General features: G+C 41.4%; 21 protein-coding genes and 1 tRNA gene. 17 read left to right on the top strand and 5 right to left on the bottom strand.

Annotated elements, in window-relative coordinates; genetic code table 11:
- The first annotated feature begins 5 nt into the window (after window positions 1-5).
- The 5 genes from VM932_RS12785 to VM932_RS12765 all read left to right on the top strand — a co-directional run bounded on the left by VM932_RS12785 (window position 6) and on the right by VM932_RS12765 (window position 6,895).
- Window positions 6-818, top strand: coding sequence for an SDR family NAD(P)-dependent oxidoreductase (locus VM932_RS12785; protein WP_428979749.1), 813 nt, complete (start codon window positions 6-8; stop codon window positions 816-818).
- 50 nt (window positions 819-868) lie between these two features.
- Window positions 869-1,723 carry a fumarylacetoacetate hydrolase family protein gene (locus tag VM932_RS12780; protein WP_326279149.1) on the top strand — a complete coding sequence of 285 codons (855 nt, stop codon included), beginning with the start codon at window positions 869-871 and terminating at the stop codon, window positions 1,721-1,723.
- 10 nt (window positions 1,724-1,733) lie between these two features.
- Window positions 1,734-2,882: an alpha-hydroxy acid oxidase gene (locus VM932_RS12775; protein ID WP_326279148.1), complete on the top strand. Its 1,149-nt coding sequence runs from the start codon at window positions 1,734-1,736 to the stop codon at window positions 2,880-2,882.
- A gap of 28 nt (window positions 2,883-2,910) precedes the next feature.
- Entirely contained in the window at window positions 2,911-5,475 is a 2,565-nt protein-coding gene (gene ppsA, locus VM932_RS12770) for a phosphoenolpyruvate synthase (protein ID WP_326279147.1), read from the top strand.
- A 184-nt stretch (window positions 5,476-5,659) separates the two neighbouring features.
- Window positions 5,660-6,895 (top strand): MFS transporter, encoded by a 1,236-nt coding sequence (locus VM932_RS12765; RefSeq protein ID WP_326279146.1) that lies wholly within the window; start codon window positions 5,660-5,662, stop codon window positions 6,893-6,895.
- 541 nt (window positions 6,896-7,436) lie between these two features.
- On the opposite strand, the gene VM932_RS12760 is transcribed toward VM932_RS12765, so the two are convergent.
- The gene (locus VM932_RS12760; protein ID WP_326279145.1) at window positions 7,437-8,120 is read right to left on the bottom strand and encodes a metal-dependent hydrolase; all 684 of its coding nucleotides are present in this window, start codon (window positions 8,118-8,120) and stop codon (window positions 7,437-7,439) included.
- A gap of 163 nt (window positions 8,121-8,283) precedes the next feature.
- Here VM932_RS12760 and VM932_RS12755 point away from each other — a divergent pair, with 163 nt between their 5' ends.
- Complete coding sequence (locus tag VM932_RS12755) at window positions 8,284-8,697, top strand: 6-pyruvoyl trahydropterin synthase family protein (RefSeq protein ID WP_326279144.1); 414 nt, start codon at window positions 8,284-8,286, stop codon at window positions 8,695-8,697.
- 28 nt (window positions 8,698-8,725) lie between these two features.
- Window positions 8,726-8,800, top strand: a tRNA-Val gene (locus VM932_RS12750).
- A 12-nt stretch (window positions 8,801-8,812) separates the two neighbouring features.
- Here the strand turns inward: VM932_RS12750 and VM932_RS12745 are convergent.
- Together VM932_RS12745 and gldJ are read right to left on the bottom strand one after the other, a co-directional pair.
- The gene (locus VM932_RS12745) at window positions 8,813-10,087 is read right to left on the bottom strand and encodes a UDP-N-acetylmuramoyl-tripeptide--D-alanyl-D-alanine ligase (RefSeq protein ID WP_326279143.1); all 1,275 of its coding nucleotides are present in this window, start codon (window positions 10,085-10,087) and stop codon (window positions 8,813-8,815) included.
- Window positions 10,088-10,152: 65 nt separating this feature from the next.
- The gene (gldJ, locus tag VM932_RS12740; protein WP_326279142.1) at window positions 10,153-11,802 is read right to left on the bottom strand and encodes a gliding motility lipoprotein GldJ; all 1,650 of its coding nucleotides are present in this window, start codon (window positions 11,800-11,802) and stop codon (window positions 10,153-10,155) included.
- A 365-nt stretch (window positions 11,803-12,167) separates the two neighbouring features.
- Between gldJ and porV the strand changes: the two genes are divergently transcribed.
- The 9 genes from porV (at window position 12,168) to VM932_RS12695 (ending at window position 21,768) form a co-directional block, all read left to right on the top strand.
- Window positions 12,168-13,313, top strand: coding sequence for a type IX secretion system outer membrane channel protein PorV (gene porV / locus VM932_RS12735; RefSeq protein WP_326279141.1), 1,146 nt, complete (start codon window positions 12,168-12,170; stop codon window positions 13,311-13,313).
- 75 nt (window positions 13,314-13,388) lie between these two features.
- The gene (gene cdd / locus VM932_RS12730) at window positions 13,389-13,880 is read left to right on the top strand and encodes a cytidine deaminase (protein WP_326279140.1); all 492 of its coding nucleotides are present in this window, start codon (window positions 13,389-13,391) and stop codon (window positions 13,878-13,880) included.
- 81 nt (window positions 13,881-13,961) lie between these two features.
- Window positions 13,962-14,960: a pyruvate dehydrogenase (acetyl-transferring) E1 component subunit alpha gene (gene pdhA, locus VM932_RS12725; protein ID WP_326279139.1), complete on the top strand. Its 999-nt coding sequence runs from the start codon at window positions 13,962-13,964 to the stop codon at window positions 14,958-14,960.
- A 4-nt stretch (window positions 14,961-14,964) separates the two neighbouring features.
- Window positions 14,965-16,605 carry a pyruvate dehydrogenase complex dihydrolipoamide acetyltransferase gene (locus VM932_RS12720; RefSeq protein ID WP_326279138.1) on the top strand — a complete coding sequence of 547 codons (1,641 nt, stop codon included), beginning with the start codon at window positions 14,965-14,967 and terminating at the stop codon, window positions 16,603-16,605.
- 111 nt (window positions 16,606-16,716) lie between these two features.
- The gene (locus VM932_RS12715) at window positions 16,717-17,706 is read left to right on the top strand and encodes a M20/M25/M40 family metallo-hydrolase (protein ID WP_326279137.1); all 990 of its coding nucleotides are present in this window, start codon (window positions 16,717-16,719) and stop codon (window positions 17,704-17,706) included.
- 90 nt (window positions 17,707-17,796) lie between these two features.
- Window positions 17,797-18,474: an SDR family NAD(P)-dependent oxidoreductase gene (locus VM932_RS12710; protein ID WP_326279136.1), complete on the top strand. Its 678-nt coding sequence runs from the start codon at window positions 17,797-17,799 to the stop codon at window positions 18,472-18,474.
- A 48-nt stretch (window positions 18,475-18,522) separates the two neighbouring features.
- Window positions 18,523-19,122 carry a SprT-like domain-containing protein gene (locus VM932_RS12705; RefSeq protein ID WP_326279135.1) on the top strand — a complete coding sequence of 200 codons (600 nt, stop codon included), beginning with the start codon at window positions 18,523-18,525 and terminating at the stop codon, window positions 19,120-19,122.
- A gap of 105 nt (window positions 19,123-19,227) precedes the next feature.
- The gene (locus VM932_RS12700; protein ID WP_326279134.1) at window positions 19,228-20,307 is read left to right on the top strand and encodes a mannose-1-phosphate guanylyltransferase; all 1,080 of its coding nucleotides are present in this window, start codon (window positions 19,228-19,230) and stop codon (window positions 20,305-20,307) included.
- A 3-nt stretch (window positions 20,308-20,310) separates the two neighbouring features.
- Entirely contained in the window at window positions 20,311-21,768 is a 1,458-nt protein-coding gene (locus VM932_RS12695; protein ID WP_326279133.1) for a DUF389 domain-containing protein, read from the top strand.
- A 176-nt stretch (window positions 21,769-21,944) separates the two neighbouring features.
- Here the strand turns inward: VM932_RS12695 and VM932_RS12690 are convergent, their stop codons facing one another.
- Both VM932_RS12690 and VM932_RS12685 read right to left on the bottom strand, forming a co-directional pair.
- Complete coding sequence (locus VM932_RS12690) at window positions 21,945-22,712, bottom strand: ABC transporter ATP-binding protein (protein ID WP_326279132.1); 768 nt, start codon at window positions 22,710-22,712, stop codon at window positions 21,945-21,947.
- A complete protein-coding gene (locus VM932_RS12685) occupies window positions 22,712-23,449 on the bottom strand; it encodes an MlaE family ABC transporter permease (RefSeq protein WP_163626185.1) in 738 nt (245 codons plus the stop codon). Before VM932_RS12685 ends, VM932_RS12690 begins: the two co-directional genes overlap by 1 nt.
- A gap of 117 nt (window positions 23,450-23,566) precedes the next feature.
- Between VM932_RS12685 and pafA the strand changes: the two genes are divergently transcribed.
- Window positions 23,567-25,237: an alkaline phosphatase PafA gene (gene pafA / locus VM932_RS12680; protein ID WP_326279131.1), complete on the top strand. Its 1,671-nt coding sequence runs from the start codon at window positions 23,567-23,569 to the stop codon at window positions 25,235-25,237.
- Window positions 25,238-25,439 lie beyond the last annotated feature (202 nt).

The raw sequence follows: 25,439 nt of genomic DNA, 5'->3' as shown, positions 1-25,439 counted from the left end.
GAACGATGTTTTCAATTTTCAAAAACAATAAAAATATAAAAGTGATAAAATTCAGTTTAGAAGGAAAGCATGCGATTATAACGGGAGGCGGCAGCGGAATTGGGAAAGCTATTTCCACCACTTTCGCAAAACAGGGGGCAACGGTTCACATTCTGGAACTAAGTATCGAAAATGCTGAAAGCACCGTAAAATATATTAGTGAACAGAGTGGAACTGCTTTTGCATACCAATGCAATGTGGTAGATCAGGCCCAGGTCATCGAGGTTATTGATCGAATCACCGCAAAACATGAAATTTCCATACTTATAAACAATGCGGGCATTGCCCACATTGGAAATATTGAAAACACTTCCACGGAAGATTTGGACAAAATCTATAGCGTAAATGTAAAAGGTCCATATAATTGTATGCACGCCCTTATTCCGAAAATCAAGGAAAAAGGAGGGGTCATCATCAATATGGCCTCTATCGCTTCGACCGTAGGCATCCAGGATAGGTTCGCCTATTCCATGAGTAAGGGCGCAATATTGACCATGACCTATTCTGTGGCCAAGGATTATATCGGACACGGAATTCGATGCAACAGCATCTCGCCCGCGAGGATACATACTCCCTTCGTAGACGGATTCATCCAAAAAAACTATCCAGGAAAGGAGGAGGAAATGTTCGACAAACTGTCCAAGACACAGCCTATTGGGCGAATGGGAAAACCCGAAGAGGTCGCAGACCTGGCACTTTACCTGTGTTCGGATGAGGCCTCTTTTATTACAGGGACCGATTTTCCAATCGACGGTGGATTTATAAAATTGAACAGTTGACAGACGGCTGTTCGGAAAGTTAAACATAAGAACATAAACTTTAATAAATAATGAAATTAATACGATTTGGAAAAGAGGGGGAAGAGAAACCCGGAGTGCAATTAGAAGATGGTACTTGGATTGACATTACAGCATTTGGCGAAGACTATGACGAGAATTTCTTTGGGACAGAAGGGATAAAACGCCTGGCATGCTGGTTGGATAGAAATCAGGATGAAAGTCCCATTGTCTTACCGAGTGAACGGCTTGGAGCACCCTTGGTCCGCCCGTCCAAAATCGTCTGTGTGGGACTCAACTATGCCAAGCACGCCGAAGAAAGTGGTATGGCAATCCCTAAAGAACCCGTGGTATTCTTTAAGGCCACTTCTGCAATCGTTGGGCCCAATGACGATGTTGTTATTCCAAAAAACAGTGAAAAAACTGACTGGGAAGTTGAATTGGGAGTGGTTATAGGAAAAAAAGCAAGTTATGTGGAAGAAGCCGATGCCATGGATCATGTAGCTGGGTATGTATTGCACAACGACTATAGCGAGAGGGCTTTCCAAATAGAAAAACAAGGGCAATGGTGTAAGGGAAAAGGCTGTGATACGTTTGCCCCCATTGGGCCTTTTATCGCTACTGCCGATGAAATAAAAGACCCCAATAATCTAGACCTATGGCTAAAACTCAATGGTGAGACCCTACAGAAAAGCAATACATCGGATTTTATATTCAATGTACAAGAGGTAGTGAGCTATATCAGCCAATTCATGACATTATTGCCGGGCGATATTATATCAACTGGAACCCCGGCCGGAGTCGGACTAGGTTTTGACCCACCAAAATACCTTAAACCAGGTGATGTTGTTGAATTGGGAATCGAAGGTTTGGGAACTTCAAAACAGGTTGCCAAAAAGTATCACTAAAAACAAAAAGGTGGATCTAAGTATAAATAAAAAGTACCCTTCGGTTTACGACCTAAGGGAAAGAGCAAAGAATAAAATTCCAAATTTCGCCTTTGAATACCTGGATGGTGGATGTAATGAAGATGTGAACCTGCACAAGAATACCTCAGATATCAGGGAAGTGGAACTTTTGCCCTACTATTTGAGCAAGCATACCAGGTCGGATATGAAAACTGAATTGTTTGGTCATGTTTATGATGCTCCTTTTGGTATCGCCCCCGTTGGATTACAAGGACTTATGTGGCCCAATGCCCCGGAAATTTTGGCCAAGGCCGCCTTCGAGCATAACATTCCTTTTATACTTAGTACCGTGACCACGAGCAGTATTGAACGTATAGGTGAACTAACCGAGGGCCGAGCATGGTTCCAGCTGTACCACCCCACCGAAGACAGCTTGAGGGATGATATTATCAATAGGGCAGCGGCTGCAGACTGTCCGGTGTTGGTCATTCTATGCGACGTGCCAACATTCGGGTTTCGACCAAGGGATATTCGCAATGGTCTAGCCATGCCTCCTAAAATGTCGGTAAAGAACATCTTGCAGATATTGGGCAGGCCGGAATGGGCCCTAAAGACGTTGGTACATGGACAACCAAATTTTGAGACCCTAAAACCTTATATACCAAAAGGGCTTGACCTCAAACAATTGGGGAAATTTATGGACCAAACTTTTTCCGGTAGGTTAAACGAGGAAAAAATAAAGCCTATCCGAGATATGTGGAAAGGAAAATTGGTGCTTAAGGGCGTGTCCAATGAAGCGGATGCGGAGAAAGCTATTCGATTAGGACTAGATGGAATTATAGTGTCCAATCATGGAGGGAGACAATTAGATGCAGGAGAATCGACCATAAGACCATTGGTTCGGATAGCCAAGGAATATGGCAATCAAATAAAGGTGATGATGGACAGCGGTATACGGTCGGGTCCGGATATAGCCAGGACAATGGCGTCAGGAGCCGATTTTACTTTTTTGGGCAGATCTTTTATGTATGGTGTGGCGGCGCTTGGAGCCAAAGGGGGCGACCACACCATTTCACTGTTGAAAATGGAGCTGCAACAAGTAATGGAACAGATCTGCTGCGAAAACATAGAGGATTTTCCCAACCATTTGATAAAATAATATTGAAAAATTCAGGTCTGTCCATTATATGCCGTACAAGGAAGTTGTGGACCGACCTGATTCCAGAAGTAATGTGAAGGACAATTTTAAAAAAACGACCAATTCCAAACAAATAACTATAACGATTTCGCAAATAACCAAACAAGTAATGAGTGCTATGAAAAACAATAAAAAGTATATCCGAAGATTGGATGAAATCGGAATGGACGACCTGCCAAGTGTCGGGGGTAAGAACGCCTCCCTTGGTGAAATGATCCAGAAGCTAACGGCCCAAAATATTAGGGTTCCCGGTGGTTTCGCAGTAACGGTGGATGCTTATGATGCTTTTATTGCAGAAAATAATCTGAAGGAAAAAATAAATAACGCTTTGGAAGGGCTGGACACATCTGATATAATTCAGCTTAGAAAAGCGGGATCCAATATCAGAAAATTGATTTCCAATGGTAAATTCCCGGTTTCAGTTGAAAAATCGATTTTGGAGTCTTATTACATTTTATCCGCAGATTATAATCAAGAAGCCACGGATATTGCTGTACGCTCCTCCGCAACTGCTGAAGATCTACCGGATGCTTCTTTTGCAGGGCAACAATCCACTTACTTGAATATTCGTGGAGGGGAAATGTTGTTGACTGCAATAAGAAGTTGTTTTGCGTCCCTTTACACGGACCGGGCCATTTCCTATAGGTCATCCCGGGGCTTTGATCACTTTGTGATCAAATTATCGGTCTGCGTCCAAAAAATGGTACGTTCCGATTTGGGGGCTTCGGGCGTTGCTTTTTCATTGGACACGGAGAGCGGCTTTAAAGACGTAATCTTGATTAATGGGGCCTATGGGTTGGGTGAACTTGTGGTAGGGGGTGAAATATCTCCGGATGAATTCATTGTGTTCAAGCCAACCATGAAAAAAGGCTTTAATGCCATTATTGACAAAAAGCTCGGCAGGAAGACTCATAAAATGATTTATGGAAACAAACCATTTGAAACGGTTCGGCAGGTCCCCGTGGAACAGAGTATCCAAGACACCTTTTGTTTAAAGGATACGCAGGTAATGCAACTGGCGCAATGGGTCCAAAAAATTGAAGAACACTATAGTTCGCGCAGGGGTTCATGGTGTCCTATGGACATCGAATGGGCCGTGGACGGGCTCACCAACGAACTTTTTATAGTACAGGCGCGTCCGGAGACCATTCACTCACAAGAACAGTCGGATAATATAAAGGAATATGAAATCGAGGACGAGGACCAGTTAAAGGACAAACTTATCTTGGACGGTGTTGCTGTTGGTGATAAAATTGGAACAGGAAAAGTACATCGAATCTTTACTTTGGACGGGCGGGATGGCAGTTCGGACGAAACGGATTTCACGGAGGGAAATGTCCTGGTCACCGAAATGACAGATCCCGATTGGGAACCATTGATGAAAAAGGCCTCAGCCATAATCACAGAGAAAGGTGGAAGAACCTGCCACGCTGCAATTGTGGCGCGTGAAATTGGTGTCCCCGCCATTGTGGGCGCTTCGAATGCAACGAGTTTGCTAAAAAATGGGCAAAACATTACCGTATCGTGTGCGGAAGGGAATGTTGGAAAAGTGTACAAAGGAAAAATAAACTATAAACTTCACGAAACAGCCTATTCAGAATTTCCCAAGACAAAAACTCCGATTTTAATGAACATTGGGTCACCAGAATTGGCTTTCCAATACAGAAAAATCCCCAATGGGGGCGTAGGTCTGGCCCGGGAGGAGTTTATCATCAACAATTATATAAAAGTACATCCTTTGGCACTGTTAAAACACAAGGGGCTCAACGACCCTTCACTTTCCGCATCGATAGAAGAACTAATGAAGGGTTACGAATCGGAGGAAGCCTTTTTCATAAACAAATTGGCGCAGGGAATAGCAAAAATAGGTGCAGCGTTTTATCCAAATCGTGTAATTACAAGATTATCTGATTTTAAGACCAATGAGTATTTCAACCTGTTGGGAGGAAATTATTTTGAGCCCAAGGAAGAAAACCCGATGATCGGTTGGCGTGGGGCTTCAAGATATTATTCCGAGACCTTTAAAGAGGCATTTGTGCTGGAATGTAAAGCTCTCAAAATGGTAAGGGACGATTTTGGACTCGAAAATATAACTATTATGATTCCTTTTTGTAGGACTCCTCAGGAATTGATCAAGGTATTGGATATTATGGAAGAAAATGGTCTCAAACGGGGAGAGCGCGGATTGGAAATCTATTTAATGGCAGAATTGCCATCCAACGTGATATTGGCAGATGAATTTGCTCCAATGATTGATGGGTTTTCCATTGGTTCCAACGATCTTACTCAATTGGTTCTAGGCCTTGATCGTGACTCCAGTTTGGTAGCTCATTTATATGATGAGCGCAATCCCGCTATTAAAGATATGATAAAATTGTTGATAGTCTCGGCCAAGAAGCACAAGACCAAAGTAGGTATTTGTGGTCAAGGACCTTCGGACTTTCCAGATTTCTCAAAGTTCCTTATTGAGGAAGGGATAGATACTATTTCAGTTACCCCGGATTCTATGTTAAAAACTTTGAAAGTGGTAAAGGAAATAGAAAGTAAACTGTGAAAGAAAAATCTAGGGTATATGGATTTGTTTTTTCAAAACTCAAATACAATTTAAGCACAATGGAAACTTGTACATGAGCGACCGTCACATAAGAAGGGCTTACGTAAATAATCGAAATTTCCAGTGTTTGTTCGTGTACAGACAAACCGACAATTAAAATTAACCGTTAATAAATTTAAAATGCATGGGAGCATCAAATATTGAATCAAAAAATACAAGACTTATTTTATTTTACGCAAGTTGTTTTGCAGTAATCACCAATGCTTTTTCCTTTAGCATAAGAGCGGGTATTCTTCCTCAATTGGGTGAGGAGTTGAACCTTTCAGGAGAGGAATTGGGGTATATCAATTCCATGTGGTTCTTGGGCTTTCCCATTTCTATGATAATTGGTGGGTTGGTATATAATAAAATCGGCGGAAAATTGATTATGCAGTTTGCCTTTTTCGCACATACCATTGGAATTATTATGACAATTTATTCTGGAAGTTATGCTGGACTACTGATTTCCACCTTGTTGATCGGCTTCGGAAATGGATGTACAGAAGCTGCTTGTAATCCAATGATTGCGGATTTATATAAAGGAAATACCATAATTAAAATGATGAATCGTTTTCATATGTGGTTTCCGGGTGGTATTGTGATTGGGGCTTTGATTTCGAAATACATGACCGACGGAGGGTTTGGGTGGCAATCTCAAATATGGATATTGTTGGTTCCTACCCTTATCTATGCTTATTTATTTTACGGAAAACCTTGGCCAGAGGCAAAGACAAAAGAAGAGGCTTCATTGTCATATAATTTTAAAGCAATGGGAACCCCACTGTTCATTTTTATGTTGGTATGTATGTCTCTAACCGCGGCTTCAGAATTTGGGCCTCAACAATGGGTCGGATTGATACTTGCAAGAAGCGGTGCTGAACCTATGCTGATTTTAGCTTTGGTAACCGGACTAATGGCAGTTGTTAGGTACTTTGGAGGAGCTGTTGTTAAAAAGTTGGACCAAACCGGTGTTTTCTTGGCAGCTAGTGTTTTGACGCTTATTGGTATATTTTTATTCAGTACCCAAACAGGAAGCATGGCCTATGTGGCAGCTATCATTTATGCTTTTGGAATCGCATACTTTTGGCCTAATATGCTAGGGTTTGTGGCTGAAAAAATCCCGAAAAGCGGCGCCATAGGTTTGTCGGTTATCGGTTCGGTTGGAATGGTCGCTGGTTCCTTCTTTCAGCCGATTATAGGTGCTTGGATTGATTCGAACAGGGCAATAGCAAAAGTAAAAGGAATTACTGGTGATGAACTGGAGTTGGTTGCAGGTCAGGCCACTATGCAAAATATGACCATATTCCCAGCCATTTTAATTGTATTGTTTATAATTCTTTTTATTTGGGTAAAAAAAATAAAGCAAAGCCAAAGCCTCTAGCGGAAAATTAATTTTCTTGGGTTTCTCTATACAAATAATGGCACTTTTCATTTATGGTTGTATTTGAATTGAAAAATTAGCGCTTTGTTAAGCCAATTCAGGTTCAAGTTTTATTAAATTTGTTTTGCAAAACACACATAAGTTTTGCCTCTGAATGTACCGTTTTGAATGCAGTTTAGAGTTCGGTTAATCAGTTGAGGAAATTAGTTTAAAATATTGATTGTTAGAATATTGTGAATATTACTTTCTTCCAGTCATCCCGACGCATTTTAGTGTTTAGTTTGGTATATATTGGCTATTTCGGTAACAGACCGAAATCACTGGCACAAAACGAACCGTTTTATCCATATATGTTTGTTTAATATTTTATAGTTAAATTTGGCATCTACGAAGTAAGATTGCCAAAAGTGGTCTGTAATTCGGTTAGTAACAAAAACATAGGCAAGGAAAAACGTAATAAACATAAGGGTTGGCGAATTAGGTTCGAATCCCTCAGCGCCCACCAAAAAAAGCCTCCGACTTCTCGGAGGCTTTTTTTGTTTTAAATGCTAATGGGTTCCCCAATATCCGGAAGTATCAATTTCTTTCCTTTTTTCACGAAATATGCAACTGCCTTGGTTTTATCAATTTTAATAGGAGGAAAGGTGTCGTAATGGCATCCTATTACTTGGTTGCACTCAATAAAATCGCTGGCAATGGTTGCGTCTTCGTAACCCATGGTAAAATTGTCTCCAATTGGTAAAATTGCAATATCCAATTTTGGGCAGGTTTTAGGAATCAGTTCCATATCCTTGGTCAAGGCAGTGTCCCCGGCAATGTAAATGCATTTTGAATCGTCCCAGAGTACAAATCCCCCTGGATTGCCGCCATTGCTTCCATCGGGCAGCATGCTGGAGTGGATGGCATTCACGTATTTGGCGGTGCCAAAGTCAAATTCGAACTTACCACCATGGTTCATGCCATGTCCGTTAATACCTTTGTTGGCAAACCAACTAACCACCTCAAAATTGGATATCAACAATGCTTTAGGATTGTTTTCAGCTATGGCTTCCACATCCAGAACATGGTCTTGGTGCCCGTGGGTCACAAAAATATAATCGACCTTAAGGTCATCAATATTGATATCGGAGGCCATTTCATTTCCAGTAATAAAAGGGTCGAATAAAATATTCTTCCCGTTCATCTCAACTAAAAAGGTCGCATGCCCTAAATAGGTAATTTTCATAGTGTATATTTTATGTGTAAAGTTGAAGGCTTTTGGCCTATTTTATAAAGTTAACAAGAACACTGGTCAATTTCAATTCGAAATGGAAATCTTGAAGATCCTTTTGCATAATTTTTTTGAATCAATAAAATACGATTGAAGAAAAAGAACTTAAATTTGCAGTATGATTGCCACGATTTGTAGAAAAGCCCATTTTAATGCAGCTCACAGGCTTCATAATCCCAAATGGAGCAAGGACAAGAACATTGAGGTGTTTGGTAAATGCAACAGCCCTAGTTTTCATGGTCATAACTTTGATCTTGAGGTAAGGATAAAGGGCGAGGTTGATCCTGATACTGGTTTTGTAATGGATCTCGCAGAACTGGGTGCATTGATTAAAGATGAGGTGGAGGACAGGTTTGATCATAAGAACCTGAACCAAGATTGTCCGGAGTTTGAAAATTTACTGCCCACAACGGAGTATTTCGTAAAAGTTATATATGATATTCTAAAACCAAAACTTAAAAAGGGGCAAATGTTGCATATTACCTTGCACGAGACATCAAAGAACTCGGCAGAGTATGGAGATTGGGATTAATTTCCGATATTGCAGCCCGTTTTGTAATGGGATATTAGCTCAGTTGGTTTAGAGCGCTGCCTTGACAGGGCAGAGGTCACTGGTTCGAATCCAGTATATCCCACAATTTTTCTTCTTATAAAAAATCCAGAACTCTTTCCAATGCCATTCCGCGTGAACCTTTAATGAGTAAAGCTCCTTTTTTTAAAGGTTTTTTTGAAAGATGCACTTTTAAATCTTCAAAAGACTTGAACTTATTCAGTGTAGTGTTAGTGTCATGGAAATTTCCCCCGACCAGATAGGCATCGTCAAAACCCAATTCTTTTGCAAGTTCGGCAATAGCTTGATGCTCTTCAGAAGCGGTATTGCCAAGCTCAAACATATCACCAAGAATAAGGGTTTTGCGGTCGGCATTCATCAAACTAAAATTTTCCAGAGCGGCTTTCATGCTGGTGGGGTTGGCATTGTACGCATCAAGTACAATATCAAAACCGTTTTTGGAAAGTATCTGTGATCTATTGTTCTGTGGTTGATACCTTTCAATGGCCGATTTAATGTCTTCCAAAGGTACATTAAAGTATTTGCCCATTAGGATTGCCGCACAACAATTGGGAAAGTTGTACTTGCCTACCAGTTGAGTGGTTATTTGTATTCCTTCCATTTCTAATAGAACATAAGGGTCAACGCCAAGAAATTTAATGTTATAATAGTGATGGTCATTTGTACTAAAGCCCATCTTTTTGGTGTAAGTGCTCAATTTTTCTTTCTGAATGTCATCATCTGCATTTAAAAAGATGTATTTATCGTTGGTCTTAAGATAATCGTAAAGCTCACTTTTGCCTTTGATTACTCCTTCTGCGCCGCCAAAACCTTCCAAATGGGCTTTGCCAAAGTTGGTGATGTATCCAAAATCGGGCTGGGCGATAGTGCTTAAAAAACCGATTTCGCCGATATGGTTGGCACCCATTTCCACAATCGCCATTTCGGTATCTTCCTTAATGGATAAAAGGGTCAAGGGAACTCCAATATGATTGTTGAGGTTGCCCTTGGTGGCAATAGTCTTGTATTTTTTCGAGATTACCGCACTAATGAGTTCCTTGGTCGTGGTTTTCCCGTTACTTCCCGTTAGCGATATTACTTTTGCTTTGGAATAGTTCCTGTGATAGGTAGACAACTGTTGCAGAATATCCAAGACATCGTCAACTAGAAGCAGTCTGTCCGAAGTTTTAAATTCTTCCTGATCAATAATGGCATAGGCTGCACCCTTGTCCAAAGCTTCTTGTGCAAAGGCATTTCCATTAAAATTTGGCCCTTTTAGGGCAAAAAACAGACAGTTTTCGGTGATTTTACGAGTGTCTGTACATATTGTGGGGTGCTCCAAAAATAGAGCGTGCAACGCTTTCATTATCATAAATCGAAGATAAAAAAAAGCCCCGACCTTTTGGTTGGGGCTTTTTAAAATACTCAAGAAGTTTTTTATCTCGCTTTTTTATGGCGTACCGTTTTTTTGGTTCTGGATTTAGATCCAACTCTGGACATGGCGCATCTAAAGCCAATATCGTCTGTTGCCATATATTGTGGCAAGTATCTACGCTGGGCAGGATCTAACCAATAAGCTCGATCTCTCCATGATCCGCCTTTGTACACACGGACCTCGTTGTTGATCAATGAGGTTCTAAAGTTTGACTCATCATATTGACGAACCAATTCACCTTCTTCGTTTCGTTCTACCGAATGTTTCGGCGCATCATACATTTTTTGGTTGTCCTCTTCATCACTGAAACGGCTAAAGAACCTTGAAGAGCCTGGGTCACCATCTCTAAAGCCACGGTTGTCACTTTTATCAAAATTGGTCCTTAAATACGTTTCTTCTTCGGTAACTGGAACTTCCTTGATTTCTCCTGGAAGATTGATGGCTACAATTTTACCATTGGGCAAAGTGTCATAAACTATTTCATCTCTCAATATTTCTACTTTTCCATCTTCGCCAATAGCTTTTTTCATGAAAACGTTTCCTCGGAAGTAATTGAAATCACTTATTTCGTCATCAACAATAGGACGGTACACATCGGCCACCCATTCGTTTACGTTTCCGGCCATGTCGTATAGTCCAAAATCGTTGGGCTTGTAGGATTTGACCTCTCCGGTAATATCGGCACCATCGTCGGACCATCCGGCAATACCGCCGTAATCACCTTTACCTTGCTTAAAGTTGGCCAATTGATCTCCTCGGCCTACTCGTTGTCCGTTACGGGTGTAATCACCTTCCCATGGATATTTTTTTCTACCTCTGTAGTTGTTGTATTCTCTGGTTCCAACAAGAGCTTGGGCAGCATATTCCCATTCGGTTTCGGTGGGTAGCCTGTAGGCTGGCATTATTATGCCGCTACTTCTTTTGGCAAATGCATTGATGGAGTCTTTCTTTTGTTTTCCTTGCAGGGAATCTATTTCACCACCATAAACAGATTCTGGATTGTTTAAATAAGCCTCGGTGCTAAAAGTGCCCTCAATTTCGCCGTTTAGAACTTTGTATTTGGAATCTTCGGCCAAATACCCTTCTCTTTCCAGCATTACTTCGTTGACCCTATCCGTTCTCCATTCGGCATATTGGGTAGCTTGTACCCAATTAACACCCACAACGGGATATTCTGCATAGGCAGGGTGTCTTAGATAGTTGTTGGTCATTGTTTCGTTAAAGCCCAATCGGTTTCTCCAAACCAAGGTGTCTGGTAGTGCGCCTTTATATATATTGGCGTAATTGGGATTGTCCGGAGGATAAACTTCTTTGAGGTAATCCAAGTACTCCAAGTACATTACGTTGGTCACTTCGGTTTCATCCATATAGAAGGATTGCACGTGTTGTTGGGTCGGGGTGTTGTTCCAATCGTGCATTATGTCGTCTTGAACCTTACCTTTGGTAAACGTTCCTCCCTCTACAAATACGGTTCCTGGAGGAGTTTCTTGCTCCTTAAAATCCGAATTGTATTGAAATCCCCCTTCTTTGGCATTAATTTTCCAACCGGTGGCTCTGGAGACGTTCTTGGATGAAGAGGAATTTTTGCAACTGGAAAAACCTCCCATCACTACGGCGCAAGAAAGTACAACTTTAATTAAGTGTTTTTTCATAATTTGGGCTTGAGTACTTTAAAACTCAGGGCTATATGCCCTCAGTAACTTCGACTTGTTTTGATTTTTAAAATCCTTCAATGGCATTAAAACGGTGTTTTTGCCATTATATTTTGTGCTCATCAAATATTTCTAGCAATGTGATAATTGGTACATGCTACACTTCTGTAACGGAGAAGGGGTTAAATTAGTATGGAAACCTTTGCTTTTAACGATTTAACTCCTATTTTGATTGGATATGACCAAATATTTAAAAAAATATACTTTTTAGTTACAAGAATTTTAGGAAATCAACGTTTACATTTAATATATCCAGAGATAGTATGTTTTGGATCATGAACTTTACTAAACGCTAAATACTTATAATGAGAAAGTTGTTTGTACTAGTGGTGTTGCTTACCGTAGCTCCATGGATAAACGCTCAGCAAGAAAGGGCGATCACAACGGCCGTACCATTTTTGACGATTGCTGCCGATGCACGGGCTTCCGGTATGGGAGATATGGGCGTTGTCACTTCTTTTGATGTGTATTCCCAACAATGGAACGCTGCAAAATATGCCTTTGCCACTCAAAAAATGGGTATTGGAGTTAGCTATACCCCATATTTGGAAAGCATTGTAAACGATGTGTCCTTATTAAATGCCAACTTTTACAACAAATTAAATGATAGGAGTGCTTTCGCCTTTAGTATACGTTACTTTGGTCTGGGAGAGATTGAATTGAGGCAAACATTTGATCAGCAGGCCACTTTGGTGAAACCCAACGAATTTGCCTTGGATGGTTCTTATTCCTTAAAATTGAGCCAAACCTTTTCCATGGCCGTGGCAGGTAGATTTATCAGTTCCAATCTCAGGTTTCAAGATGGTATACAAGATTCTCAGGCGGCCAATGCCTTTGCAGTAGATGTATCGGGTTTTTACCGATCTCCGGAAATAGCTTATAGTAATTTTGATGGACGATGGAGAGCTGGGTTTAATATATCCAACTTGGGCGGTTCCATACAATATGATGAAGGCGGACAGGAAAACTTTTTGCCCACCAACCTAAAGTTTGGTGGTGGATTTGATTTTATCTTTGACCAAGACAATGTGCTGGCCATCAATACAGAGTTCAATAAACTTTTGGTGCCCACGCCAAGAGATTTTGATGGAGATGGGGATATTGATTCGGATGATAACAATGAATACCAGCAAATAGGGTTTTTCAAGGGAGTCTTTGAGTCTTTCGGCGATGCACCGGATGGATTCGGGGAAGAACTTAAAGAAGTAACATGGGCACTTGGCGCAGAATATAGGTTCAGAGAAGCTTTTATGTTGCGGAGTGGTTATTTTAATGAAAGTGAAGAAAAAGGTTCCCGTAAGTTCTTTACGCTCGGAGCTGGCTTTATGTTTAAATCAGCCCAAATAGATCTTTCCTATTTGTTCTCAACCTCACAGGTTAGAAACCCATTGGAAAACACCTTGCGATTCTCGCTCACTTTTAACTTGGGAGAAGAATTTTACAATGATTAAGAAAGCATAAAAATAAATAGGAAAAAACCTGTCCCTTGGGCAGGTTTTTTTATTTTTGAATACACCCAAGTTTAGATGGAAAGAAAGAAAATTGGTTTTGAACTGCTCATTTATGAGAATGAAAACGAGTTGTCACAAAACGACCAAAAATTGTTACGGGACGCTGCGAAGGCCAGAGAGAATGCCTACGCGCCCTATTCTAAGTTTAAAGTGGGTGCGGCGGTATTGTTGGAAAACGGGGAAGTGGTCATTGGCAACAACCAAGAAAATGCATCGTACCCTTCGGGCCTTTGTGCCGAACGTGTGGCCATTTTCCATGCAGGCGCCAAATATCCTGGGGTGGCCGTAAAATCCATTGCCATTAGCGCTTCGTCCTCTAAACATGAGGTAGGGGTTCCAGCAGCTCCTTGCGGCAATTGCAGACAGTCTATTATAGAATACGAACAAAAGCAGAATACTCCAATTTCGTTGTTGTTAAGGTCGGAAAAAGGCCCGATATACAAATGTAGTTCCATGGCCGATATTTTGCCTTTGGCATTCAATAGCTCATTTTTGGGCGATTCTTAATTCAATTCTTTTTCCAAAACAGATATATATGTATTTTTGCTCTTCCCTACTACAGGGGAAATTCATTTAATACTACTATAGATGAAAAAAATTACCAAAGAAGTTTATCTTAAATGGTACGAGGACATGTTTTTCTGGAGAAAGTTCGAGGATAAACTTGCCGCCGTATATATTCAGCAAAAAGTTAGAGGGTTTCTACACCTGTACAATGGTCAAGAAGCAGTTCTAGCAGGTGCATTGCATGCAATGGACTTGGAAAAGGATCGTATGATCACCGCTTACCGAAACCATGTTCAGCCAATAGGTATGGGCGTGGATCCAAAAAAAGTGATGGCTGAACTTTATGGAAAAGTAACAGGAACCTCCAAAGGTATGGGCGGTTCCATGCATATTTTCTCCAAAGAACACCGCTTTTATGGTGGACACGGTATCGTTGGAGGGCAAATCCCTTTGGGAGCTGGTTTGGCATTTGCGGATAAATATTTTAAAAGGGATTCCGTGACCCTTTGTTATATGGGTGATGGCGCCGTAAGGCAAGGATCCCTTCACGAAGCCTTTAACTTGGCCATGCTGTGGCAATTGCCCGTAGTTTTTATTTGTGAGAACAACGGTTATGCCATGGGAACATCCGTAGCCCGTACATCTCACTCCACCGATATCTGGAAGTTGGGACTCGGTTATGAAATGCCATGTGGTCCCGTAGATGGAATGGATCCTGCGATAGTTGCCAAAGAGATGGACAAGGCCATTGAGCGAGCAAGAACAGGAGGCGGGCCTACTTTCTTGGAAATGAAGACATATAGGTATCGTGGGCATTCCATGTCGGATGCCCAACATTACAGAACAAAAGAAGAAGTAGAAGAGTATAAAAAGATAGATCCGATTACTCAGGTAAAAGATGTTATCCTAGAGAAAGGATACGCATCTGAAGATGACCTTAAGAAAATCGACAAAAAGGTGAAGGACTTGGTAAAAGAGTGCGAGAAATTTGCTGAAGATTCAGATTTTCCACCAAAGGAACAATTGTACGACACGGTTTACGAGCAAGAAGACTATCCATTTTTACAACATAAATTATAATTAGATGGCAGAAGTAATCAACATGCCTAGATTGAGCGATACCATGGAAGAAGGAACCGTGGCAAAATGGCTCAAGAACGTAGGGGACAAAGTCGAAGAAGGAGATATATTGGCTGAAATCGAAACGGACAAAGCCACCATGGAATTTGAATCTTTTCATGAAGGGACTTTGCTCCATATCGGAATACAGGAAGGTGAAGGAGCCCCGGTTGATTCACTTTTGGCCATAATCGGAGAGGAAGGAGAAGATATTTCTGGTCTATTGAACGGTTCTGGCAGTTCGTCCGAGGCGGCGGCGAAAGAAGATGCTTCTGAACCCAAAGCTGAAGCCGAAGAAAGTTCAGCTCCGGAGAGTGCGCCAGCCGATATTCCTGAAGGAGTGGAAATCGTGACCATGCCGCGATTGAGCGATACCATGGAAGAAGGAACCGTGGCCAGCTGGTTAAAAAGTGTTGGCGACGAAGTGGAAGAAGGGGATATATTGGCTGAGATCGAGACCGATAAAGCCACTATGGAATTTGAATCGTTCTACTCCGGAACCCTGTTGCATATCGGTATTCAAGAAGGCGAAGGCGCCCCGGTTGATTCATTATTGGCCATTATTGGCCCAGAAGGAACCGATGTTGATGCTGTGTTGAAAGCACAGGCGGGAGGTGGTTCTTCCAAGAGCACTTCAAAACCTGAAGCAACCAAAGAAGAAGCCCCAAAGGCTGAGGAAACTTCCAAAAAAGAAGAGGCCACTTCAACTTTACAAGATGGACAGCGCATTTTTGCTTCACCATTGGCCAAAAAGATTGCCGAAGAAAAAGGCATAAACTTAGCCGATGTAAAAGGAACAGGAGATAACGGGAGAATCGTAAAAAAAGACATAGAGAACTTTACGCCAGCTACTAAAGCAGCTATTTCAGCGGATAAAACAGAGGCAACTCCTGCAGTAGCGCCTGTTGCTTTGCCTGTTGGCGAAGAAAGCATAGAGGAGGTTAAAAACTCCACCATGCGTAAGGTGATTGCCAAGCGTTTGGGTGAATCCAAATTCTCCGCACCGCACTATTATCTTACCATAGAGGTGGATATGGACAATGCAAAGGCTTCACGTGCACAAATCAACAATTTGCCCGATACCAAGGTATCTTTCAACGATATGGTATTGAAGGCCTGTGCCATGGCACTTAAAAAGCATCCGCAGGTAAATACATCCTGGAACGGAGATACTACGGTTTACAAGCATCATGTTCACATGGGTGTGGCAGTAGCTGTAGATGAAGGTCTTGTGGTTCCCGTAATCAAATTTGCCGACCAATTGAGTTTGACCCAACTTGGAACCGCCGTCAAAGATTTGGCAGGAAGAGCTAGAAACAAGAAAATAAAGCCAGATGAAATGGAAGGGAGCACCTTTACCGTATCCAACTTGGGAATGTTCGGTATCTTGGAATTCACTTCCATCATCAATCAGCCAAATTCAGCAATTTTGTCCGTTGGAGCTATTGTGGATAAACCAGTAGTGAAAAATGGCGAGATTGTGCCAGGCAGCACTATGAAGATTACTTTGGCTTGTGATCACAGAACAGTTGATGGCGCCACAGGAGCTCAGTTCCTTCAAACATTGAGGGCATACATGGAAAATCCTGTGACCATGTTAGCGTAGTTTTAAAATACCACCCTGAGCGCAGTCGAAGGGGACATTCAATAACATAAATCAAAAGCATCCTTTTCGGGATGCTTTTTTTATCTTTAAAAAATTCAAAAAGCAACACAAATGAAAATACTGTTTTATACTCTGGCGTCAATTTTTGTAGTAGGCTGCGGATCTACGCAGCTAACTCAAACTGCAACTGTTGAAACTACTGAATCATCAAAGAGCACAGCGTCAAACAACACATTTACCGATGCAGAGCGAATAGGGGAGATGATGAATTATTTGGCTTCCAACGACCTTAAAGGGCGAGAAGCAGGGAGTGAAGGTATTGAAATGGCAGCAAAATATATTGAGAACTATTTTAAGTCTTACGGACTCAAACCGTATTTTGAAACCTATCGCGATACCTTATCAAATTTTAAAAAGACAGCTTACAACATTGTTGGGGTAATTGAGGGCAACGACCCTGATTTAAAAGATGAATTCATCTTGATCGGTGCGCATTACGACCATATTGGTGCCATAGCACCCGAAAATGGGGACTATATTGCAAATGGGGCCAACGATAATGCTTCGGGAACTTCTACGGTTTTGGAATTGGCCCGTTACTTCGGAACCCAAAAAACCAACGAACGTAGTCTGATTTTTGCTTTGTTCAGTGCCGAAGAGAAAGGTTTGTTGGGGTCCAAACATTTGGCCAAAAAATTAAAGGAAAAGGACTTGGACCTGTATACCATGCTCAATTTTGAAATGACAGGAGTTCCTTTGAAAGGAAAAGATTATTTCATGTACATAACGGGGTATGATATGTCCAATTTAGCAGAGATCAGCAATGCGTATGCAGAAGAAAAGCTAGTGGGTTTTTTACCTACGGCAAAGGAGTATAACCTCTATCAACGGTCGGACAATTATCCATTCCATGAAGAATTCGGTGTGCCCTCCCATACGTTTTGCACTTTTGATTTTACCAACTTTAACCACTATCATAAAGTAGGTGATGAGCCCGATCTTATGGATTTCGTTCACATGGCTACTTTGGTTAACAAAACCATTCCGGTAATTGAAAGTATTGCCAATACGCCGAACCAAGAAATCAAATTAAATGAGTAGAATGTAATTTCGAAACTCTTGAACAAGGGTGGAAAATCTGAAATATATGGATTCCCATTTATGCGGGAATGACATTCAATACAATACATTATGGCAAACATTATAATTACAGGAACAAGTAGGGGAATCGGTTTCGAACTGGTCAAGCTTTTTGCCAGGGAAGGGCATCAGGTTTTGGCCTTATCAAGGAATGACATGCCTGTAAAAAATCTCAATTTGCCCAATGTGCATTCCATTCCTTTTGATTTGGGCAACCCGGCCGACTTTGAAAAAATGAACGATTTTTTGGGGCAATGGCATGTAGTGGATGTGCTCATCAACAATGCTGGACGATTGCTGAACAAACCTTTTTCCGAAACTACATCGGAAGAGTTTGAAAATGTTTACAAAGTAAATGTATTCGGTGTAGCCGAAATTACCAAGGCCGTACTGCCCATGATGGGCAAGGAAGGACATGTGGTGACCGTAAGTTCCATGGGTGGGGTGCAAGGCAGTATGAAATTTCCCGGATTGTCCGCCTATAGTTCCAGTAAAGGAGCTGTTATTACCCTTACCGAACTCTTGGCCGAAGAACATAAAGAAACTGGTCCAAGTTTTAATGTGCTGGCATTGGGTGCAGTACAAACTGAAATGCTAGAGGAGGCGTTCCCTGGGTACAAAGCCCCTGTAACCGCATTGGAAATGGCTACATACATCAAGGATTTTGCCTTGACCGGACAGAAACTCTATAATGGAAAGTTGTTGCAGGTTAGTAATAGTACGCCTTAGTTTTAATTTGGGGTGAAAGTCTATGGATAAACTTGTAACTTTATCCCAGTGAACAATACCCTTCAAAAATACCTTCCAGAGCTTGCCGTAGCCCCCTGTTTTGAGCTCATCAAGACCCATGGGGTGCATTTAAAGATTGTAAGCCACAGGGTCACTCGGCATGGCGACTATCGTAGGTTGCCCAACGGATTGCACCAGATTACGGTCAATGCCTCGCTCAATAAATACAGATTCTTAATTACACTTGTTCACGAAATTGCACATTTGGTGGCCTTTGAAACATACGGGCGTCGAATAAAACCGCATGGTGTGGAATGGAAACGCACCTTTCAGCACTTAATGGTGCCCTTTATTAAACCAGAAGTGTTTCCCTCGCAATTGTTGCCCATTATTGCAAACCATTTTAAAAACCCAAAGGCAAGTAGTAGTACCGATGCCAGATTGTCCATAGCACTAAAGGCTTTTGATGTGGAGGAAAGGCAGCACAGTTACGTGTACGAATTGCCTAAAGGTAGCGTTTTTAGGTTGTACAACGGTAGACTGTTCAAAAAAGGAAATAAAAAAGTAAAACGGTACGAATGTGTGGAGTTGTCCACCGGGAGATTATATTTGTTCCAACCCAATGCGGAAGTTGAATTGGTAAAATAGTAGGTCATCTTGAGCGCAGTCGAGAGGTGGCAAGTTGACTTAACAATCATTAGTAAAAAAACAGAATAGATTCCTGCGTTCGCAGGAATGACAGAAAATAAAATAATGAACAAGAATTATTATGCAGTTTTAATGGCAGGGGGCGTTGGTTCCCGATTTTGGCCTGTGAGTACATCATCAAACCCCAAACAGTTTCATGATATGTTGGGGACGGGCAAAACCTTGATTCAAAAAACATTTGATCGCTTAAACAAGTTTATCCCCACCGAAAACATTTTGATCTTGACCAATGAACGTTACAATGATTTGGTTTTGGAGCAATTACCAAAGGTAAAGCAGAACCAAGTTGTTTTGGAACCTGCCATGCGCAACACGGCACCCTGTATTTTGTATGCCTCCTTAAAGATTCAAAAAATGAACCCCAATGCGGTAATGATCGTGGCACCCAGTGATCACTGGATAGAAGATGAAACCGCTTTTGAAAAGGATGTAATAAGCTGTTTTGATAAATGTGAAAAGGAAAATGCACTTTGCACCTTGGGCATAAAGCCAACATTTCCAAATACTGGATTTGGTTATATAGAATTTGAAAAAGGGAGTGACGAGAACCTTAAAAAGGTGTCCCAGTTTAGGGAAAAACCAGATTACGAGACCGCAAAGAAATTTTTGGCACAAGGCAACTTTCTTTGGAACGCGGGTATTTTTATGTGGAGCGTGGAAACCATTGTTGAAGCTTTCAAAAAATATCAGCCAAGTCAATATGAATTGTTTGGCAAAGGTATTTCCAATTATAATACCGAAGATGAAAGAGCTTTTATCCAAGAAAATTATGCCAAGGCAGAAAACATATCCATTGATTATGCTATATTGGAACAATCCAAATCCATCTACACCTTGCCCGCAACTTTTGATTGGAACGATTTAGGTACTTGGGGAGCACTGTACGATAAATTGGACAAGGACGGAGAGGAAAACGCCGTGGTCAATGCCAAAGTGCTCTTGGAAAATGCCAAAGGCAATATGATTCGTTCACCAAAAGGAAAAATTGTAGTGGTGGATGGTCTGGAAGATTATATTATTGTGGATAAAGAAGAGGTGCTTTTGATTTATCCCAAGAACAAACAACAGGATATTAAAAAAGTATTGAACCAAGTAAAAGATAAATTTGGGGACCAGTTTGCATAATAGATGAGTGAAGATCAAAATAAAGATAAGGAAACATCTCCACCTCAGGACAGCGGAGATGAAGTAAAAAAGGACCTTAAGGGACTTTTGGGCAGTATGCGGAAGTTTCTTTCGGATTTGTTGGAAATTCGTTCCAATACCGATCCAGGCGCTACCAAAGAATCCATTATTGCCGATATTCCTTTCAAGGGGCATACCTCTTGGATTTTGATATGTTCCATTTTTATTGCTTCCGTTGGGTTGAATGCCAACTCGACCGCTGTGGTGATCGGAGCCATGTTAATTTCCCCGTTAATGGGCCCTATTTTGGGAATGGGGATGTCCTTGGCCATAAATGATATAGATACGTTGCGACGATCGCTCAAAAATTTTGCCGTTATGGTGGTTTTGAGTGTCATCACTGCTTTTTTGTTCTTCTATCTTTTTCCGCTTCGTGATGAATCGTCCGAACTTTTGGCACGGACCAAGCCAGATATTCGGGATGTGCTGATTGCATTTTTTGGTGGACTTGCCCTTGTGATTGCACGGGCCAAAAAAGGCACCATTGCCAGTGTTATATTTGGTGTGGCCATTGCAACAGCTTTGATGCCGCCTCTTTGTACTGTAGGTTTTGGTCTGGCCATTGGTAAACCCTGGTATGCGGCGGGGGCCATGTACTTATTTACTATCAATACCATTTTTATTGGTCTGGCCACTTTTTTGGTCATCAAGTTTTTGCGGTTTCCCATGGTGCGCTACGCCAACTCGCAGCGCAGAAGATTAATTGCCCGTTTGGCCTCCATTACAGGAATTTTGGTGATGATACCTGCTGGATTTACCTTTTATAAGGTATTCCAAGAATCACTTTTTATGAAGCAGGCACAAAGTTTTTTACAAGATACCGTGGAAGTGTACCAGTTTGAGGGTGCTGGAAGATATGTGGATAACCTTACCAAATTGGAATATGTGGATGATGGAACATCAATGATAGAAGTTGTGTTCATGGGCGATGAATCGGTTCCTGAAAATGTGGTGAATACATGGCGAACCCAAAAAAATGAATATAACCGACTTAAAAATGCCGAGCTACATATAATTCAGGGAGGGCAAGATGATTCAGAGGAAAAGTTCAACTACGTAAGTGAGTTGTACGAGAAGAACAAGGCCGAATTGTTGAACAAGGATGAGCAAATCCGAATGCTCGAAGAAGAATTGACTACTTTGACCAAAAATATAGGAAAACAGGTGCCTTTTCGAGACATTAGTGCAGAGGCCAAAGCTAATTACGAAAATATTGAAACACTTGGTTTTTCCTATCAAGTGCGTACCGATTTTAAAAAAATGGACACAGTTCCGGTTTTTGAGGTGGATTGGAAAAATGGGGTAAGTTCCGGACAAATAGAGACGGATACCAAAAAAATGCTTGCTTGGTTAAAATTGAGGCTTCAAGACACAACCCTTGTAATTAAGGAAGTGGAGTAGTTTTTATTTATAAGTCGGAAGTCGGTGGGCAGTTTGCAATAGGCAGTCAGCAATAACTCCTATCTTTTATTTTTGAAAATTGAACCTTGAACATGAGCTTGTCGAAAGTCAATATGCCATTCCTTATTGAATCATCATCACAAATTCCAATAACTGAATAACCTAAGAACAAAGCATCAATTCCGTTCTTCAATATACATTTGTCGAACCTTTTTAAAGAGCTCCGAGGAGTAGACAAAATCAGTTACGGCTTCATTGTCGGTTTTAAAGATTTCCCTGTTTGTGCCTTCCCATTCTTTATGCCCGTTTTTTAAGAAGATTATTTTTTCCCCGATTTCCATCACGGAGTTCATATCATGGGTGTTGATTACTGTGGTAATGTCGTATTCCTGAGTAATCTCATGGATAAGGTTATCAATCAAAATAGCTGTTTTGGGATCAAGCCCAGAGTTGGGTTCGTCGCAGAACAAATATTTGGGATTCATTACAATGGCCCGTGCGATGGCCACCCTTTTTTGCATTCCCCCAGAAATTTCCGCAGGTAACCTTTTGTGGGCATCTACCAAATTAACGCGTTTCAGAACAAAGTCTACCCTGTCCTGTTTTTCGGACAGCGATTGATTGGTGAACATATCCAAGGGGAACATCACATTGCCCTCCACGGTCATGGAATCAAAAAGAGCGCTTCCTTGGAACACCATGCCCATTTCCTGTCGTAGGTTTCTTCGTTCCTTTGCCGAAAGGTCGGAATAGTATTGTCCGTTGTAGCATATATTGCCCTGGTCGGGTTCAAACAAACCCAGTAGGCATTTGAGGAATACTGTTTTTCCCGAACCACTCTGTCCAATGATAAGGTTGGTCTTGCCTTTGTCAAAACATGTGGAAATTCCTTTTAGAACGTGATTGTCCCCAAATGACTTATGTATGTTCTCTACTTCGATCATTAGCCCAATAACAATTGTGTTAAAATGTAATTCACAATAATAATAACAACGCTCGTCCAAACAAAGGATGTGGTACTGGCCTTTCCTACATCCAAAGCACCCCCGGTCATGTAAAAACCATGGAAAGAGGGAACAGTGGCGATCACAAAGGCAAAAACCACTGATTTTATAAGTGCATAGGTTACATGGTACGAATCAAAATCCATTTGTAGTCCCTGAATAAAATCACCACTTGGGGCAAAGCCTCCAAATACAGCTGCCACCCATCCGCCCAAAATACCAACAAACATGGAGATTGCAACTGCAAAGGGATACAGCATGGTAGCCACAATCTTAGGGAAAACCAGATAGTTCAAAGAGTTTATCCCCATTACTTCAAGGGCATCGATTTGTTCGGTGACCCTCATGGTGCCTATGCTGGATGTTATGTACGAGCCTACTTTTCCCGCCATAATAATAGAGGTAAAGGTTGGAGCAAACTCCAATATAACGGATTGCCTTGCGGCAAATCCAATAAGACTTTTCGGTAAAAGAGGATTGGTTAGGTTTAGTGCGGTTTGTATGGTAACAACTCCACCTATAAAAAATGAGATGAATATAATGATGCCCATGGCGCCATAGATAAGCTCATCAATTTCCTTGAAGATCAAGGTTTTCATAATGCGCCACTTGGTAGGTTTTTTAAATACTTCCCAAATCATGATGAAGTATTTCCCGATCGCTTCTAGGTATTTCATGCGTTTTTTTGGACTTGAGTTGATAAAAATAAGAATATTGTGCAGCATTTAACCTTCATTTAAATTTTTAAACGACAGAAATCAATAGTTTTGCTGTTATTTGATTAAATCCATACCATGAAAAAGACCAACCTTATAGTTTCCATCTTAGCATTGTGCATCATCAGTATTTCATACGGACAACGAAGAAAAAAGAACGATGCAGAAATACAGCCAGAACCCATTGCTCAAACTCCAAAATTGGTCGTGGGCATTGTAGTGGACCAAATGCGGTACGATTACCTTACCCGTTTTTGGAACCAATATGGAGAAGGAGGATTTAAAAGATTGGTAAACGAGGGCTTTAATTGTAAAAACAATCATTTTAACTATGCCCCAACAAGTACAGGGCCCGGTCATGCATCGGTTTATACCGGTACAACACCTTCCATGCACGGTATTATTGGCAATGATTGGTTCGATAAGGAATCTGGACAAGACGTGTATTGTGCAGGGGATGATAGTTACACATCCGTAGGAACGATCTCCGATGCAGGGCAAATGTCCCCCCACAGGATGCTTACAACCACCATTACCGATCAGTTGCGCTTACACACTCAAAAAAGAGGAAAGGTAATAGGCGTGGCACTAAAAGACAGAGGGGCAGTGTTACCTGTGGGTCACACAGCCAATGCAGCCTATTGGTTTGAAGGAGGGGCAACGGGAAACTGGATTACCAGTTCCTACTACATGGAAACCTTACCCCAATGGGTGACCGATTTCAACAATTCAAACGCGGTTGAAGCCTATAAAAAACCTTGGAACACCTTAAAACCCATTGAAACTTATGCGGAAAGCGGATTGGATGCCAATAATTATGAAGGTTTGCAAAAAGGGGAGACAAGTAACACCTTCCCGCACGATATACCTAGCTTGTGGGATACCAACGGTCAGTTTGGCCTGTTGCGAGCTACTCCTTACGGAAACAGCATCACGACAGATTTTGCGTTGGCTGCTTTGGAAGGCGAGGATTTAGGGGGCGACACCATCACGGATTTCTTGGCCATAAGTTTTTCCAGTACCGATTATGTGGGGCATTTTTATGGAGTTAATTCCAAAGAGGTAGAAGATACCTACTTAAGGCTGGATCAAGATTTGGCCCGTATTTTTTCAACTTTGGACGAAAAAGTGGGTGAGGGGGCGTACACCGTTTTCCTGACTGCCGACCATGCTGCCATTAATGTGCCTTCTTATTTGATGGATTCCAAGATTCCAGCAGGTTATTTGGATATGAAGGGTGTGCAAACAAAGTTTGCCGAATTTCTTCAGTATAAATATGGGACAACGGATGTGGTACGAGATCTTTCCAATTACCAATTGTTTTTGGACCATAAGATTTTGGCAAATTTAGACATAGACCTTGATGATGCCCAAGAGGATATCGCTAAAGAATTGTTGTCTTACGAAGGAATAGGTCAAGTGTACACGGCCCATCAAATGTGGGAAAACGAGTATTTGGAAGGCATACCTTACATATTGCAGAACGGTTATAATCAAAAGCGTTCGGGCGATGTGCTTATTGTGCCAAATGTGGGGTACATTTCGTACAGCAGAACAGGTTCCACCCATGGATCAGCCCAAATATATGACACTCATGTGCCTTTATTGTTTTACGGAAAAGGTATTAAGCAGGGTAGTACCGTAAATCGCACCGAAATACCAGATATTGCCCCGACCCTTGCGGCTTTGTTGGGAATTGCATTCCCAAGTGGAACTACGGGACATCCGATTGGGGAGGTGTTGGATTAAGTTTATGATTTTGCAGATTAAGTAAACGGGCCATTATAGTTTATGGGGAAACCCAATTTCATCCAAATCAGATTTTAATTTTTCGAAACCCTGGCGTTCAGGGTTTAGCTTTTGGAACAAATTCTTTTGTGATTGCTTCCCCATTGATAACCTTTTCTATGGTTTTCAGGTCCAAATCTCTTTGAATACCGTTATTCAGAGT

The organism is Flagellimonas halotolerans (assembly GCF_035818535.1).
In the GTDB taxonomy this organism is placed as follows: Bacteria; Bacteroidota; Bacteroidia; order Flavobacteriales; family Flavobacteriaceae; genus Flagellimonas; species Flagellimonas halotolerans.
The sequence above is the reverse complement of the archived record's forward strand: the minus strand, read 5'-3'. Positions and strand labels throughout refer to the sequence as shown.

Excerpts from the sequence above, each read along its gene's own strand:
- VM932_RS12785 (WP_428979749.1), top strand. The coding sequence starts at position 6 with ATGTTTTCAATTTTCAAAAACAATAAAAATATAAAAGTGATAAAATTC.
- VM932_RS12780 (WP_326279149.1), top strand. The coding sequence starts at position 869 with ATGAAATTAATACGATTTGGAAAAGAGGGGGAAGAGAAACCCGGAGTG.
- ppsA (WP_326279147.1), top strand. The coding sequence starts at position 2,911 with ATGCCGTACAAGGAAGTTGTGGACCGACCTGATTCCAGAAGTAATGTG.
- VM932_RS12765 (WP_326279146.1), top strand. The coding sequence starts at position 5,660 with ATGGGAGCATCAAATATTGAATCAAAAAATACAAGACTTATTTTATTT.
- VM932_RS12760 (WP_326279145.1), bottom strand. The coding sequence starts at position 8,120 with ATGAAAATTACCTATTTAGGGCATGCGACCTTTTTAGTTGAGATGAAC.
- VM932_RS12755 (WP_326279144.1), top strand. The coding sequence starts at position 8,284 with ATGATTGCCACGATTTGTAGAAAAGCCCATTTTAATGCAGCTCACAGG.
- VM932_RS12745 (WP_326279143.1), bottom strand. The coding sequence starts at position 10,087 with ATGATAATGAAAGCGTTGCACGCTCTATTTTTGGAGCACCCCACAATA.
- gldJ (WP_326279142.1), bottom strand. The coding sequence starts at position 11,802 with ATGAAAAAACACTTAATTAAAGTTGTACTTTCTTGCGCCGTAGTGATG.
- porV (WP_326279141.1), top strand. The coding sequence starts at position 12,168 with ATGAGAAAGTTGTTTGTACTAGTGGTGTTGCTTACCGTAGCTCCATGG.
- cdd (WP_326279140.1), top strand. The coding sequence starts at position 13,389 with ATGGAAAGAAAGAAAATTGGTTTTGAACTGCTCATTTATGAGAATGAA.
- pdhA (WP_326279139.1), top strand. The coding sequence starts at position 13,962 with ATGAAAAAAATTACCAAAGAAGTTTATCTTAAATGGTACGAGGACATG.
- VM932_RS12720 (WP_326279138.1), top strand. The coding sequence starts at position 14,965 with ATGGCAGAAGTAATCAACATGCCTAGATTGAGCGATACCATGGAAGAA.
- VM932_RS12715 (WP_326279137.1), top strand. The coding sequence starts at position 16,717 with ATGAAAATACTGTTTTATACTCTGGCGTCAATTTTTGTAGTAGGCTGC.
- VM932_RS12710 (WP_326279136.1), top strand. The coding sequence starts at position 17,797 with ATGGCAAACATTATAATTACAGGAACAAGTAGGGGAATCGGTTTCGAA.
- VM932_RS12700 (WP_326279134.1), top strand. The coding sequence starts at position 19,228 with ATGAACAAGAATTATTATGCAGTTTTAATGGCAGGGGGCGTTGGTTCC.
- VM932_RS12695 (WP_326279133.1), top strand. The coding sequence starts at position 20,311 with ATGAGTGAAGATCAAAATAAAGATAAGGAAACATCTCCACCTCAGGAC.
- VM932_RS12690 (WP_326279132.1), bottom strand. The coding sequence starts at position 22,712 with ATGATCGAAGTAGAGAACATACATAAGTCATTTGGGGACAATCACGTT.
- VM932_RS12685 (WP_163626185.1), bottom strand. The coding sequence starts at position 23,449 with ATGAAATACCTAGAAGCGATCGGGAAATACTTCATCATGATTTGGGAA.
- pafA (WP_326279131.1), top strand. The coding sequence starts at position 23,567 with ATGAAAAAGACCAACCTTATAGTTTCCATCTTAGCATTGTGCATCATC.